General features: G+C 67.3%; 12 protein-coding genes. 7 read left to right on the top strand and 5 right to left on the bottom strand.

Annotation, left to right across the window (positions count from 1 at the left end; genetic code table 11):
• Positions 1-243: 243 nt before the first annotated feature.
• The gene (locus ACVOMM_RS02405; RefSeq protein ID WP_478053500.1) at positions 244-2,349 is read left to right on the top strand and encodes a phosphoglycerol transferase I; all 2,106 of its coding nucleotides are present in this window, start codon (positions 244-246) and stop codon (positions 2,347-2,349) included.
• Positions 2,350-2,887: 538 nt separating this feature from the next.
• On the opposite strand, the gene ACVOMM_RS02400 is transcribed toward ACVOMM_RS02405, so the two are convergent.
• Positions 2,888-5,308 (bottom strand): DUF3772 domain-containing protein, encoded by a 2,421-nt coding sequence (locus ACVOMM_RS02400; RefSeq protein ID WP_263176248.1) that lies wholly within the window; start codon positions 5,306-5,308, stop codon positions 2,888-2,890.
• A 113-nt stretch (positions 5,309-5,421) separates the two neighbouring features.
• On the bottom strand, positions 5,422-5,670 hold the full coding sequence (locus ACVOMM_RS02395) for a hypothetical protein (RefSeq protein WP_053520409.1): 249 nt from the start codon (positions 5,668-5,670) through the stop codon (positions 5,422-5,424).
• Positions 5,671-5,852: 182 nt separating this feature from the next.
• Between ACVOMM_RS02395 and ACVOMM_RS02390 the strand changes: the two genes are divergently transcribed.
• The 3 genes from ACVOMM_RS02390 (at position 5,853) to ACVOMM_RS02380 (ending at position 8,173) form a co-directional block, all read left to right on the top strand.
• Positions 5,853-6,347 carry a lipocalin family protein gene (locus tag ACVOMM_RS02390; RefSeq protein ID WP_053520408.1) on the top strand — a complete coding sequence of 165 codons (495 nt, stop codon included), beginning with the start codon at positions 5,853-5,855 and terminating at the stop codon, positions 6,345-6,347.
• 9 nt (positions 6,348-6,356) lie between these two features.
• Entirely contained in the window at positions 6,357-7,565 is a 1,209-nt protein-coding gene (locus ACVOMM_RS02385; RefSeq protein WP_481525852.1) for an NAD(P)/FAD-dependent oxidoreductase, read from the top strand.
• A 125-nt stretch (positions 7,566-7,690) separates the two neighbouring features.
• Positions 7,691-8,173 carry a hypothetical protein gene (locus tag ACVOMM_RS02380; RefSeq protein WP_074900053.1) on the top strand — a complete coding sequence of 161 codons (483 nt, stop codon included), beginning with the start codon at positions 7,691-7,693 and terminating at the stop codon, positions 8,171-8,173.
• Between the two features lie 86 nt (positions 8,174-8,259).
• Here the strand turns inward: ACVOMM_RS02380 and ACVOMM_RS02375 are convergent, their stop codons facing one another.
• Positions 8,260-8,694: a PepSY domain-containing protein gene (locus ACVOMM_RS02375; RefSeq protein ID WP_053520368.1), complete on the bottom strand. Its 435-nt coding sequence runs from the start codon at positions 8,692-8,694 to the stop codon at positions 8,260-8,262.
• 147 nt (positions 8,695-8,841) lie between these two features.
• Here ACVOMM_RS02375 and ACVOMM_RS02370 point away from each other — a divergent pair, with 147 nt between their 5' ends.
• Genes ACVOMM_RS02370 through ACVOMM_RS02360 form a run of 3 tightly spaced genes read left to right on the top strand, consistent with a single transcriptional unit; the run spans position 8,842 to position 11,131 of the window.
• Positions 8,842-9,132: a PepSY domain-containing protein gene (locus ACVOMM_RS02370; protein WP_053520369.1), complete on the top strand. Its 291-nt coding sequence runs from the start codon at positions 8,842-8,844 to the stop codon at positions 9,130-9,132.
• A complete protein-coding gene (locus ACVOMM_RS02365; RefSeq protein ID WP_053520370.1) occupies positions 9,132-9,791 on the top strand; it encodes a response regulator transcription factor in 660 nt (219 codons plus the stop codon). Before ACVOMM_RS02370 ends, ACVOMM_RS02365 begins: the two co-directional genes overlap by 1 nt.
• The gene (locus ACVOMM_RS02360) at positions 9,788-11,131 is read left to right on the top strand and encodes an ATP-binding protein (RefSeq protein WP_481525851.1); all 1,344 of its coding nucleotides are present in this window, start codon (positions 9,788-9,790) and stop codon (positions 11,129-11,131) included. The genes ACVOMM_RS02365 and ACVOMM_RS02360 overlap by 4 nt, the downstream gene beginning before the upstream one ends.
• A 27-nt stretch (positions 11,132-11,158) precedes the next feature.
• On the opposite strand, the gene ACVOMM_RS02355 is transcribed toward ACVOMM_RS02360, so the two are convergent.
• Together ACVOMM_RS02355 and speA are read right to left on the bottom strand one after the other, a co-directional pair.
• The gene (locus ACVOMM_RS02355; RefSeq protein ID WP_065174355.1) at positions 11,159-11,479 is read right to left on the bottom strand and encodes a DUF6122 family protein; all 321 of its coding nucleotides are present in this window, start codon (positions 11,477-11,479) and stop codon (positions 11,159-11,161) included.
• Between the two features lie 43 nt (positions 11,480-11,522).
• Positions 11,523-13,412, bottom strand: coding sequence for an arginine decarboxylase (gene speA, locus ACVOMM_RS02350; protein WP_053520373.1), 1,890 nt, complete (start codon positions 13,410-13,412; stop codon positions 11,523-11,525).
• Positions 13,413-13,450: the final 38 nt, after the last annotated feature.

The following is a 13,450-nucleotide window of genomic DNA, read 5'->3' as shown; positions in this document are numbered from 1 at the left end:
GTCCATCTCCGAAGTGCCGCATTCATGCGGTTCTTAATGCAATCCAACGCGCGTTTTCACGCTCGTTTTACTTGATCGCGCTGTTACCGCACGCGGTCGATCAACAAACATTTCAGTCAGGTTCGTGCATGCACTATCGGGTCATCGGCCTGTCATGCACACATGCTAGCGGCAGCGCCGGTCGGATGGGCACGCGTCGGTACGACGTCCATCGCACCACCCCGTTCACTGCCGAAGCCGCCTATGCTCTGGATCCTTCTGCTGTCGTTGTTGCTGCTGGCCTGGCTGTTCCTCGCTTCCGACAAATGGATGTGGTGGAAGGCCGGTTCGTTCTCACTGCTGTTGCTGGCGCTCAGCACGTGGTGGCTGATCGACAAGCTCTCCGGTGACGGACTCAACGCCGCCACGCTGTACCACCTGGGTGCGGACATGGAGGGTGCCGGCGTCGCCGACTTCAAGGGCTACATCGCCGGCTTCATCGTGCTGGCCCTGGTTTCGCTGCTACCGCTGTTCGCCACGCGGGTCCGCCGCTGGCATCGGCCCGGACGGGGTGCGGCCTGGTTCGCCGGCTTCGCCGTCGCATGGGTGGTCACGCTCATGGTCAGTCCGCTGGCGCGCGACGGCCAGCGTCTTTACCAGCAGCTGCGACCGGTTGATTTCGCGCGCATCGCGCCGGAATACCAGGTGCCTACCCAGCCGTTGCAGCGGCCGCGCAACATCGTCTGGATCTACGGCGAAAGTCTTGAACGCACTTATCTGGACGAGAACGTGTTCCCCGGGTTGATGCCCAATCTCAATCGTCTGGCCGCCAGGTCGTTGGATGTGCGCGGCCTGGCATCGGCCGAAGGCAGTGGCTGGACCATCGCCGGGCTGGTGGCATCGATGTGCGGCGTGCCGCTGACCACCTCGCAGGGCGATGAGAACAGCATGGACCGGATGGGCAGCTTCCTGCCCAAGGCCGTGTGCCTGGGCGATTACCTGAAGCAGCAGGGCTACACCAACCATTATCTGGGCGGCGCCAACGGCCAGTTCGCCGGCAAGGGCCAGTTCCTGGCCAGCCACGGCTTCGACGAAGTACATGATCTGGCGTGGTTCAAGCAGCAGAAGAAGATCGGGCGCATTCACTACTCTGCTTGGGGCGTACACGATGACGTGCTGCTGGACACCGCCTACCAGCGCTTCGAGCAGCTCTCGCGCGCCGGCGCACCGTTCATGCTGACCACGCTGACCATGGATACGCACCATCCCGCAGGCCACCTGCCGGTGTCGTGCAAGGGCGAACGCTACCAGAGCCAGTACGGCAACATCGGCCTGCTCAACGCGCTCAAATGCACCGACCGCCTGATCTCGCAGCTGGTCCAGCGCATCCAGGCCAGTCCGTACGGCAAGGACACGTTGATCGTGATCGCCTCGGACCATCTGGCGATGCCCAACGATCTCAGTCACGTGCTGGCCAGGCAGAAACGCGAGAACCTGCTGCTGTTCCTCGGTGATGGCGTGGCGCCGCGCCAGCTGGCGGCGGAGAACGGCTCGACGCTGGACTCCGGCGCCACCCTGCTGGGCCTGCTCGATCCGGGCCTGCGCACGATGGGCTTCGGCCGCTCGCTGCTGGACGAAACGCGTGCCCCCAGTGCCAGCGTCGCGGCGCGTCGCGATGGCGGCCGCGATTACCCGCAGTACCTGGCATTCGCCCGGTCGCTATGGCTGGGCGAGCCGACCCGCGAACTGAGGATCGACAACGACGACCAGGTGGTGGTGGGCATGCAGCACGTGCAGCCGCCGGTCCTGCTGGAGTACGACAAGGACTGGAGCCTGAAGTCGGTGTATCTGGAGAACACGTCCCGCCAGTTCGACGATGCCGATCCGGACAACACCCTGGCCTATGTGGATCGCTGCACCGCATTCGAGGATGGGTCGGCCGACGGCGACTGGTGCGCCTTGCTGGTGAACCGCGACAACGGCATCAAGCTGTACCGCGACGACGACCTGCGTGGTGGCATCGCGGTGGACGCGCCGCTGGATGCGTTCCAGGGACCGCGCCCGAGCGTGCGCCAGGCCCACATGATCACCCAGAAGGGCCGCCGCACCCGCGCCGGCCAGTACATGCTGCAGTTGGTGGCAAGCACGCGCCCGGATCGCGGTTTCTGGATCGAGGCCGTGTCATCGCAGCGCAAGGTGGTGCTGGCCCAGCAGTGGGTCCAGCCTGATGCCGACGGCAAGATCAATGTGTCCTTCGGACTGGATCATGAAGTGGACGATCTGGAGATCCGCGCCTGGTTGAATCACGCCGAGAAGCTGGCCGTGGATACCTTCGCGCTGGTGCCCTCGCGCAGCCGACCGCGGGGATAGGGTTCTCTGCAGGGCTGCGCCCTGCACCTGCTGCGAGCTGGAGCAAAGGCAACAGCAACAGCGTGCATTCCGTGGGATGGCGGGGCGGTGTAGGTTGGCAGGACACGCCGTAAACCCATCCATGGGGGCTCGATGGCGCCATCCATGGCGCCAACGGTCCTGCCAACCCACACCGCCCCACCTCTGACGGTTTCCGGCAGGTGTGGGTAGGTGTCGACCTTGGTCGACACTTCTGTCAGATATCGAAAGCAATCTGGGGTCAGATCCGTTTTCTGCGGAAGAAGAAGGATCTGACCCCAAAAGCAGTTCCAGCAGATCGCGGAAATCTGTCGAAGGCGGGGTGGGGGGGGGGGGGGGGGGGGGGGGGGGGGGGGGAGGGGGGGCGGACCGCCACGAAAATGGGGTAAACTGATGTCCCCCTCCCCCCCCCCCCCCCCCCCCCCCCCCCCCCCCCCCGCCATCCCATGGAATGCTTGGTGTTGCTGTTGCTGTTGCTCCGGCCTCGGCAGGTGCAGGGCGCAGCCCTGCCGGGAATCCCCTACTCCTGGGGGTCGCGGGTGATGTGGATGTCCGTTGGCGTGGACAGCGGAATGTTCCGCTCCGCCAGGATCTGCAACAGACTGAAATACAGATCGCTGCGGGTGCCGTACACCTGCCGCGGGCTGGCCACGTAGGCGAAGCTGTTGATGGTGATCTGGCCGCCGGCAATGCCGTCGATGTATACCGTCGGCGCGGGCGTCTGCAGCACGCTGGTGTGCGCGCCATAGGCATCCAGCATGGCCTGCCGCAGGCCGGCGACGTCGGTGCTGGTCGGTACCGCGAACTGGATCTGGATGCGGCCCTGGTTGTTGCCCATCGTCATGTTGCGGATGGTCTTGGTGATCAGCTCCGAGTTGGGCACGATCAACGTGGACTTGTCGCCCACCTGGATCTCGGTCGAGCGCACATTGATGCGGCGGATGTCGCCTTCCTGGTCACCCAGCTTCACCCAGTCACCGATCTTCACCGGTCGCTCGGCCAACAGGATCAGGCCGGAAACAAAATTCTGGGTGATCGCCTGCAGGCCGAAACCAATACCCACCGACAACGCACTGACCAGCAGCGCCAGCTTCTGCAGGTTCAGGCCCATCACCGTCAGGGCCCACAGCACTGCGATGATGATGCCAAGATAGCGGGCGACGGTGCTGATTGAATTGCGCGCGCCCAGATCCAGTTCGGTCTTGGGCAGGTAGGTGTCGGCCAGCCAGCGCTGCACCACCTGCATCACCCCCAGCCCGGCCAGCAGCACGCCGATGGCCAGTACGATGCGGCCCGGCTCCAGCGTCAGGTCCTTGGCGATGGGAATGCCATTGGCCAGCGACGCGAAGCGCTCCACGATCGAGCCGACATTGCCGAAGGGCGCGGCCAGTGCCAGCAGCGCGATCAGGACCACGAAGGTGCGCAGCACCGCCGACAGCAGCACGCCGGCCTGCTCCAGCCTGGAGACGCTCAGGCCGGTGCTGAGCAGGATGGTCTGGCCAACCTTGCTGTCGGCGTTCAACAGCCAGGTGCAGAAATCATCGACGAACTTGAACAGCAGTGTGGCTGCCAGCACCACGATGCTGCCGCCGATCAACTGCTGGTTCACGAACTTGGCGAAGTTCACATAGCCCAGCAGCGTGGCGATGATCGCCGCCACCACCGCGATGTTGCCAGCCACGCGCGCCAGTACCAACCAACTGCTGCGGCGCACCGGCTGCTGTGCGCCGAGACCATCGGCCTGCGCTTCCAGCTTCGCTTCGGCTTCAGCCGTCTGCCGCCGGTGCAGGCGTGCCAGGGTCACCAGCATGGCCATGATCAGGCCGAGGTAGGTCAGCGCAATCACGCCATCCAGTGCCACCGTGGTCACGTCGCTGGTGCGGGTGGCACGGTCGATGGCCACCAGCACGTTGCTCAGCCAGGCCAGCGCAGCGGCACCCCAGGCGTACTTGCGCAGCTTCAGCGCGGCGGTGTCATCCAGGTTAAGCAGCCGCCAGGAGGGGCGCCTGGGCATCAGCAGGCACGCGCTGAGCGCGGCGATGAAGGCTGCAGCGAAGGTCGCCGCCACCAGGCCATCGGCCACGTTCTGCAGGCGCGGGGCGATGCCGCCAATGGCATTCAGCGAAGCCACCAGCACCACCACCGCATAGCCCGGCAGCAGGGTGCCCACCAGCAGCAGCCACATGGCCAGGCCGGAACGGCGCAGGCGGCCGTCCGGCGCGCGTTCCGAGGCGGCAAACCGGCGCCCCAGCGCGCGCAGCCACAGGCGCAGCGGGAACATCATCACCAGTGCTGCGGCCAGGCCGAGCAGCAGGGTGCCCCAGCCGTGGGTGTCGATGGCCTTGGCCAGGGTGTCACGCCCCTGTTGCGCCAACGGGCGCACGCGGGCGATGTCATCGGGAAGCTGATCGGCCACCTGCCGCCAGAGCGACGGCGACAGCGGTGAATCGACCTTGCGGCCCAGTTCCTCGCTGATCTGCGCGGAACGTTGCTTGTCGATGTCCGCACTCAACTGCTGGGCACGCACCGCGATGGCTTTGGCTTGGGCCACCGAGGCGGCCAGGGCATCGCTCTCGCGGCTGAGCGTACGTCGCTGCGCGGCCAGGTCGGGGGGCTCGGTGGTGCCCTGCGGCGCTTCACCCAGCTGAGCCAGCTGCTCTTTGAGCTGGTCCAGCTGTGGCTGCAGGGACTTTTCCAGCGCCTCTGCATCCCGCTTGGCCTTCGAGGCGTCCTCTGAAAGCGTGCCGAGTGTTTCGGTGGCTTCGGCGTCGTCGCGCTTGCGCGCGATCTCCTTCAGCGTGCTGTCAATCTGTGCCAGCTGCTGCTTCGGCGTAGGCGCCTCATCCTGGGCGAACACCGGCGCGGACAGCAGAAGGGCGGCGCCCAGCAGCAGGCCCAGCCAGGGCCCGCGCGTGCGGATCGATTGCAGGAAAGAAGACACGCCAGATGCACACCGGTTCGCGCGGACCACCGCGCCTGCGCGCGACTATACGGCACGACCGGTCAAGGTCGGATGCCCGGGGCGGCCCCGCCCGCAGCACCCGCCCCCGCGGTTCAGTACTTCAACCGCAGCTCCTCCACCGTCGGCTGCTGCAGCGCATACCAGTCCTGGAACTCTTCCTCGGTGATTTCGTCCGGGGCGTACACCGCCACCGGAGGCCAGTCGTGGTCGGTCGGCAGCGGCTGGCGCGGACCGGCGCGCAGGCTGTAGCTGACGCCCTCATAGTCCACCAGATCGTCGACCTGCGGCCATTGCTCGCGCGCGAACGCGGTTTCACTCTTCAACAGGATCACCTGGTACATCGGCACCTCCACTTCAGGTTGGATCGGAACACCCGGCGCTGGCGGCAGGATACCGCCGCGCCGATGACAGCGGGAATGACGCCGCGGCGACGCAATGTTCTGGACACCGCCATCGCTCCGGCTTCACCCGCTCGTGGCGAGGCCGTCGGCATCGTGGAGGCCCGTTCCCGCTGCGCCTGCCGATGACCGAACAGCTGCCACTGAAGACCGTCGCCGACCTCAAGCTGCCCCGCTACCTGGGCACCTGGTATGAGATCGCGCGCCTGCCCATGCGCCACGAGCCGGAAGGCTGCACCGATGTCTCGGCGCACTACAGCCTGCTCGACAACGGTAACGTCAGCGTCCACAACCGCTGCCGCATGGACGGCCAGGTCGAGGAGGCCAGCGGCGAAGCCTGCCCCGTCGACAACGACAGCGCGCGCCTGGAAGTGAGCTTCCTGCCCAAGGGCCTGCGCTGGCTGCCCTTCGCCAAGGGCGACTACTGGGTCATCCAGATCGCTCCGGACTACAGCGTGTCGCTGGTTGGCAGCCCCGATCGCCGCTACCTGTGGCTGCTGGCACGCGAGCCGAAGCTGGACGCCACCGTGCGGGACCATTATCTGGCCACGGCGCGGCTGCAGGGCTTCGATCTGTCCGAACTGATCCACACGCCGCACACCGGCCATCCCACCGCCTGACCCATCACCATGGACCTGAAAAGTGGCTATCCCTGGTGGGCCGTACGCAATGGCCTGATCCAGGCATTTCCCCCGCTGGAGGGCGACCTGCGCTGCGATGTGCTGGTGGTCGGCGGCGGCATCACCGGCGCACTGATCGCCGATGAGCTGTCAGGTCACGGTCACGAGGTCGCCCTGATCGAGCAGCGCGACATCGGTTGGGGCAGCACCGCCGCCAGCACCGCGCTGTTGCAGTACGAGATCGACACCCATCTGCTGGAACTGGCCCAGCGCTATGGCCACGACGCGGCCACGCTGGCCTACCGGGCCTGTGCCGAGGCGATCCCGGCACTGGGCGAAGTGGCGCGTGGCCTGAAGGACGTGGACTTCCGGCGCATGGACAGCCTGTACCTGGCCAGTCGCCACCGCGACGTGCCCCGCCTCATGGCCGAGGGCCAGGCACGCCGCAGCGCCGGCCTGGACGCCCGCTGGCTGGACCCGGAGGCGCTGGCGGAGCGCTTCGATGTGGACGCCGGCGGCGCATTGCTGACCCGGCAGGCAGCGCGGGTCGACCCTTACTGCCTCACCTATGGATTGCTGAAGCGGGTGCGCCAGCGCGGCGGCCACATTCACGATCGCACCGTGCTGCACACGCTGACGCCAGGCACACGGGGCGTTACCGCCAAGACCGAATCAGGCGCGACGATCCGCGCAGGCCACGTGGTGCTGGCGATGGGATACGCCAACCAGCGCTGGCTCTCGCAGCGCGTCGCACGCAACCGCAGCAGCTATGCCTTCATTACCGACCCTGTCGATGCCGCGGTGCTGGGCCCCCTGCAGCGCACGATGGTGTGGGAAAGCGCGCGCCCCTATCTGTACCTGCGGGCCACCGGCGACCGTCGCCTGCTGGTGGGCGGGCTGGACGATGCCATCGATATTCCGGCACGGCGCGACCGGCGGGTGGAAGGCAAGGCGGACAAGCTCATGAAGCAGCTGCTGCACTGGTTCCCCAAGCTCGACCCGGTGCCGGCATTCTCATGGGCCGGTACCTTCGCCGAGACCGCCGACGGATTGCCGTTCTTCGGCCCGCATGAACAGTGGGGGCCGCGCGTGCACCTGGCAATGGCCTACGGCGGCAATGGCATCACCTATTCCATGATCGGCGCACAGCTGCTGCGGGCCCGCATCGAGCGGCGCAAGCATCCGCTGGCGGAGCTGTTCGGGTTCGGGCGGCTGTGACCTGCAGCCGGGCATGGCCCGGCTCTACCCCAATCCGGCGCCGACAGGCATCATTCAAGCACGCCCTGCTAGCGTCGGCCTGTAACGCCGCGTGTGGCGTGGTCCCTGTCCGCTGGAGCGCCAAGATGATCCGCCCCCTGACCCTGCTGTTGTGCCTGGCCCTGCCCGGGACCGTGCTCGCCCAGTCCGCTGCCGGCGCCACCGCACCGCAGGCATCCGGGCTGGATCTGACATTGCCGCAGGCGCCGATGCGTTACCTCAACGATCCGACGTTGCAGCAGGACCCGCCGGGCACCTACTACGGTGACAAGAGTGGCCCGCGCGTGCACGACGATGCCCGCATCGCCGACGTGCAGGACGACAAGGTGAAGGTCTCCGGCAGTTTCACCACCGGCATCGGGTACTCCAAGCGGGGCGGCAACAGCCACTACAACGCCGCCACGCTGAATCTGAGCAAGAACTACACCACCGACGAGGGCAAGACCCGCGGGGTGAACCTCAACATCCACGTCAGCGAAGGCGAGGGCCCGGGCTTCTTCGGCCCGTATGGCGGCTACTACGGTCGCGGCCCCGGCTACTGGGACTACCCGCCGCCCTACGGCTGGTAAGCACCTGCGGGCAGCGCCGGGCCATGCCCGGCGAGCGCAGCGCATGCATCAGGCCGCCGGGCATGGCCCGGCGCTGCCCGAGGCGCTCAATCCAGCCAGCCGTCGCGTTCGCTGTGCAGGATGCGGCCGTCATAGCCGCTCAGGCGCACCTCGACCTTCTGGTTGCGGGCATTGCGCGCTTCCAGCGACCAGGTGGCGCCATCGCGCTCCAGCGAGTGGATCTCGCGCAGGCCCTGCGACTGTGCCTTGGCCAGCACCTGCTCGGTCGGCAGCAGCGCGCGGCCGTTGTGCTCATCGAAGATCTCGCCGGTCTTCGGGTCCACGTAGACCTCGCTGAAGCGGCCATCGGCGCGGCTGACGTCGGCTTCCCACAGGCCGTCATCGCGTTCGATCTCGTGGATCTGGGTGTAGCCGGCCTTGCGCAGGGCCTGCTCGGCCTGGGCCATGCCCAGTGGTGCAGCGTGCGCGGCCGGAGCGATGGCCAGCACGGCGACGGTGGCGAGGGTGAGCGACTTCAGCATGGGAGTTCTCCTGTTCGTGGCCGGACCATTCCGGCAGCACCACGATGCCGCGGTCGGCTAACAGCCCCTTAGCGGCCATCGTTAGTCGGCTGTTAGTCGGCGGTGCCATGCTCGCGCCTGTCGCCATCGCCCGAGGATCCGTCACCGATGCTGGTCTCCCTGCCCCTGCTGCTGGCCCTGGCCACTCCGGGCTCCGCTGCCGGCCCTGCGCCGGACCCGGCGCAGCAGGTCGCGCGCCGCGCCGTGCAGCAGGGCCGTTACGTGCCCCTGGAACAGGTGGTGCGCGACGCGCTCAGGCGCCAGCCCGGCCAACTGCTGGAGGTGGAGCTGGACGACGCGGTGTACGAGGTGGAGATCCTGCGTGACGACGGCGCAGTGGTGGAGCTGGACTATGATGCGCGCAACGGGACGTTGTTGAAGATGGAACTGGACGACTGATGCGGATCCTGCTTGCCGAGGATGACACCGAGCTGGCCAAACGCCTGCAGCCCCTGCTGGAGCAGGCCGGCTACGTGGTCGATGTGGCCACCGATGGCCGTCGTGCGGAAGAGATCGGCCAGATCGAGGACCTGCATGCCGCGGTCGTCGATCTTGGCCTGCCCGGCCTGGATGGACTGAGCGTGATCGAGCGCTGGCGTGCCCATGGCCGCGATTTTCCGGTGCTGGTGCTGACCGCACGCAGCCGCTGGCACGACAAGCTGGCCGGCTTCGATGCAGGCGCCGATGACTACCTGACCAAACCGTTCCAGGCCGATGAACTGGTGCTGCGCCTGCGTGCCCTGATCCGCCGCAGCCGGGGCCACGCCAGCCCGCGCCTGCAGTGCGGCCCCCTGCAGCTTGACGTCAACGCCGGTCGCTTTGAACTGGACGGGCAACCGTTGCCGCTGAGTCCCCAGGAGTTCCGCGTACTGAGTTACTTCATCCATCACGCTGGCCGCGTGATCAGCCGCGACCGCCTCGGCGAACAGGTCTTCGAAGGCGGTTACGATCCGGACTCGAACGCGCTGGACGTGCTGCTTGGCCGGGTGCGGCGCAAGCTGGGCGTGGAACTGATCCATACGGTGCGTGGCCAGGGTTGGCGGCTGGCCGAGGCATGAGCGCGCGCCAGCCTTCATTGCGGCGGCGGCTGCTGCTGGTGGGGGGCATCGGCCTGGTGCTGGTGTCGGTGCTGGCCAGCGTGCTGCTGGGCGAGCTGTTCAAGCGCAGCGCGCGCGACCGTCTTGACGGCGAGTTGCAGCAGGACATGCTGACTCTGCTCGCGCAGGCGGAGATCGATCCCGACGGACAGCTGCGGCTGCGCCAGGAACCCAACGACGCGCGCTTCCAGCGTGTGTTCTCCGGCGCCTACTGGCAGATCACCGACCGCAACGGCAAGGTGCTGCTGCAGTCGCGCTCGCTGTGGGACCAGACGCTGCCGGTCACGGCCACCGGCCCGGCCGAGCGCAATCTGAGCGGGCCGATGCAGCAATCGCTGCGTGCCCGTGTGCAGCAGGTGCGCCTGCCACGTGCATCGCAGCCCTACATTGCGCTGGTTGCCCATGATCGCAGCGCGCTGGACGCGGACACCGCCGCCTTCCGTCAGCGCAGCGCGCTGGCGCTGGGCCTGCTGGTCGCGGCATGGCTGGCGGTGCTGGCCAGCCAGGTGCATTTCGGCCTGCGCCCACTGCGCGGCCTGGGCCAGCAGCTGGAACGCATCCGCCGTGGCGATGCCGAGCGCATCGACCGCAGCCGGCTGGATCTGGAGATCGCGCCGCTGGCCGATGAGCTCGATGCCCTGCTCGATCACCACCAGCGCATGGTCGCGCGTGCGCGCAGCAGCGCCGAGGACCTGGCGCATGCCCTGAAGACGCCGCTGAGCGTGCTGGCGGCCGAGGCGGAGGGTGAAGGACGCGGCTGGCGGTGCACGGTGCACGAACAGGGCGCGCGCATGCGTGCGAGCATCGACCGCTACCTGGCCGCCGGCCTGGCCGTGGACCACCACCAGCGCAGCGATGTGGCGCCCGCAGTGGAGGCACTGTGCCGGTTGATGACCCGCGTGCATGCCGGCCGCCGCATCCGCTTCCAGATGGACGTCGCACACGGGCTGACCTTCGCCGGCGCAGCCACCGACCTGGAGGAGATGCTGGGCAACCTGCTGGACAACGCCGGCAAATGGGCCGCCAGCGAAGTACGCCTGCGGGCCCTGGCCAAACAGGACCGGCTGCATATCGAAGTGCGCGACGACGGCCCGGGGCTGGACGAAGCCAAGCTGGAGAGTGTCCTGCAGCGTGGCGTACGCCTGGACGAACGGGTGGAAGGCAGCGGCCTGGGCCTTGCGATCGCCGCGGAGATCGCCGCCAGCCACGGCGGCTCACTGCGCCTTTCCAACGAGAACCCGGGACTGCGCGCACGGTTGGAACTGCCGCTGGCCCCGACGGACGCCCCGCCTCCCCGGTAGAGCCGCCCCGGCGCTGCACGACCCGCCTCAGCGGTGATGCATCCACCAGCAGTCGATGGCGTCGAGCACGATGTGGATCACCAGGCCGATGCCCACCAGGCGGGTCTTCTTCGGCACGCACAGCCCGGCATACACCGCGATCGCCGGCGCGGTGTGCAACGGGTGGAAGCCGATGCTGCAGCGGTTCGGCGCGTAGATCGGATCGGCCAGCAGATGGTCGAGGTCGATGATCCAGCCCAGCAGCATCAGCAACCACGCCGACGCAAAGCGCTTGCGCCAGAACAGCCATGCCAGCAGGGCCGGCACGGCGGCATGCAGGAACAGGTGGAAGATCGCGCGGGCGCTCATCAGGACCGATAGCGCCGGGCCATGCCCGGCGTTGCCGCAGGCATCAGACCAGCGGCTCGTCGGACAGGTAGGTGTAGCCGGTCAGGCCCGCCTCCAGCGCCTGCGACAGTTCCTGCGCACGCTCCGGCGACAGCCCGGCGGCAGCCACGCGCTGGGCATAGGCCGCGCGCAGGTCATCCAGCCGGTAGCCCACGTAGTCCAGCATCACGTCGGTGGTGTCGCCACGACGCTGCTGGGTGATCGCGTAGCCGTCCGCATCGGCCACCACTTCCACCGCGTCGGTGTCACCGAACAGATTGTGGATGTCGCCCAGGATCTCCTGGTAGGCACCGACCATGAAGAAGCCGATGCGGTAGCTCTCGCCGTGCTTGATCGCGTGCAGCGGCAGCGAACTGTCCAGGCTCTCGTTCTCGACATAGGTCTTGACCATGCCGTCCGAGTCGCAGGTCATGTCGGCAATGATGCCGCGACGGTCCGGCACTTCGTCCAGCCGCTCGATCGGCACGATCGGGAACACCTGGTCGATGGCCCACGCGTCGGGAATCGATTCGAACACGCTGAAGTTGACGAAGTACTTGTCGACCAGGCGCTCGTTCAGTTCATCCAGCGCCGGACGGTGGCTCTTCTCGTCATAGCTCAGGCGCGCACGCACGCCGTGGGCGATGGCGTAGAACAGGTCGTCGATGCGCGCACGCTGCGGCAGGTCGATCTGGCCCAGCGCGTAGCTGGACAGGCCTTCGGCATGGAAGTGCTGCGCCTCCTGGAACAGTTCCACCGCCGGGCGCACGTCCAGTTCCTCGTGGATCTCGCGCAGATGACGGATCGAAGCCGGCTCGTCATCGTGCTGGTCCGGCACGCGGCCTTCCTGCGCCTGTTCCACTTCGGACACATTCGCGATCAGCACTGCATGGTGCGCGGTCATCGCACGGCCGCACTCGGTAACGATGCGCGGGGGGGGCAGGCCGTGCTCTTCGCAGGCGTTGGCCAGCGGCTGCACGATGTTGCTGGCATACGAATTCAAGCCGTAGTTGATCGAGCAGAAGCTGCGCGAACGGGTGCCTTCGTAATCAACGCCCAGGCCGCCGCCCACGTCCACATGGGTGATCTTCGCGCCCAGCTGCGACAGTTCAACGAAGTAGCGGGTGGCTTCGCGCATGCCGTTGGCGATGTCGCGCACGTTGGAGATCTGCGAGCCCATGTGGAAGTGCAGCAGGCTCAGGCAATCGGCGTACTCGGTATCGCGCAGCGACTTCCACAGGTCCAGCAACTGGCGCGGGGACAGGCCGAACTTGGCCTTGTCGCCCCCGCTGTTCTGCCACTTGCCGGCGCCCAGCGACGCCAGCCGCATGCGCACGCCCAGGCCGGGCTTCACGTCCAGCGCCTTGGACTCTTCCAGCACCAGCTTCAGCTCGGACGGCTTCTCGATGACGATGAAGGTCTGCAGGCCCAGCTTGCGACCGATCAGGGCCAGGCGGATGTACTCACGGTCCTTGTAGCCGTTGCAGACGATCAGGCCGCCCGGGCGCGACAGTGCCAGCACCGCCATCAGCTCCGGCTTGCTGCCCGCTTCCAGGCCGAAGCCCTCGCCGTGGTGGCTGGCCAGGGTACCGGCCACGCCGCGGTGCTGGTTGACCTTGATCGGGTACACCGCGGTGTAACCACCCGCGTAATCCCAGTCCTGCTGGGCCTGGGCGAATGCCGCCTGCAGCTTGCCCAGGCGCTGGCCGAGGATGTCCGGGAAGCGCACCAGCAGTGGCAGCTTGGCGCCCGCCTCGCGGGCGGCGTCCACCACCTTGGGCAGCGACACCACCGGGCCGTCCGCCCCGGTCGGTCTCACCACCATGTGCCCGGCCTGATCCACGTCGAAGTAACCATCCGCCCAATGCGGGATCGAGTAGGTCTTGCGGGCTTGGTCGAGGGACCAATCGGTCATTTCAGTCGGCCTTGTTGGCAATAAAAGGGGGGGCATGA

Source organism: Stenotrophomonas sp. STEN009 (genome assembly GCF_056760395.1).
The sequence above is the reverse complement of the archived record's forward strand: the minus strand, read 5'-3'. Positions and strand labels throughout refer to the sequence as shown.

What these genes read in the sequence shown, in the direction of transcription:
- speA (WP_053520373.1), bottom strand. Translation starts at nt 13,412, where the DNA reads ATGACCGATTGGTCCCTCGACCAAGCCCGCAAGACCTACTCGATCCCG.
- ACVOMM_RS02395 (WP_053520409.1), bottom strand. Translation starts at nt 5,670, where the DNA reads ATGTACCAGGTGATCCTGTTGAAGAGTGAAACCGCGTTCGCGCGCGAG.
- ACVOMM_RS02375 (WP_053520368.1), bottom strand. Translation starts at nt 8,694, where the DNA reads ATGCTGAAGTCGCTCACCCTCGCCACCGTCGCCGTGCTGGCCATCGCT.
- ACVOMM_RS02390 (WP_053520408.1), top strand. Translation starts at nt 5,853, where the DNA reads ATGACCGAACAGCTGCCACTGAAGACCGTCGCCGACCTCAAGCTGCCC.
- ACVOMM_RS02365 (WP_053520370.1), top strand. Translation starts at nt 9,132, where the DNA reads ATGCGGATCCTGCTTGCCGAGGATGACACCGAGCTGGCCAAACGCCTG.
- ACVOMM_RS02360 (WP_481525851.1), top strand. Translation starts at nt 9,788, where the DNA reads ATGAGCGCGCGCCAGCCTTCATTGCGGCGGCGGCTGCTGCTGGTGGGG.
- ACVOMM_RS02370 (WP_053520369.1), top strand. Translation starts at nt 8,842, where the DNA reads ATGCTGGTCTCCCTGCCCCTGCTGCTGGCCCTGGCCACTCCGGGCTCC.
- ACVOMM_RS02385 (WP_481525852.1), top strand. Translation starts at nt 6,357, where the DNA reads ATGGACCTGAAAAGTGGCTATCCCTGGTGGGCCGTACGCAATGGCCTG.
- ACVOMM_RS02380 (WP_074900053.1), top strand. Translation starts at nt 7,691, where the DNA reads ATGATCCGCCCCCTGACCCTGCTGTTGTGCCTGGCCCTGCCCGGGACC.
- ACVOMM_RS02355 (WP_065174355.1), bottom strand. Translation starts at nt 11,479, where the DNA reads ATGAGCGCCCGCGCGATCTTCCACCTGTTCCTGCATGCCGCCGTGCCG.
- ACVOMM_RS02405 (WP_478053500.1), top strand. Translation starts at nt 244, where the DNA reads ATGCTCTGGATCCTTCTGCTGTCGTTGTTGCTGCTGGCCTGGCTGTTC.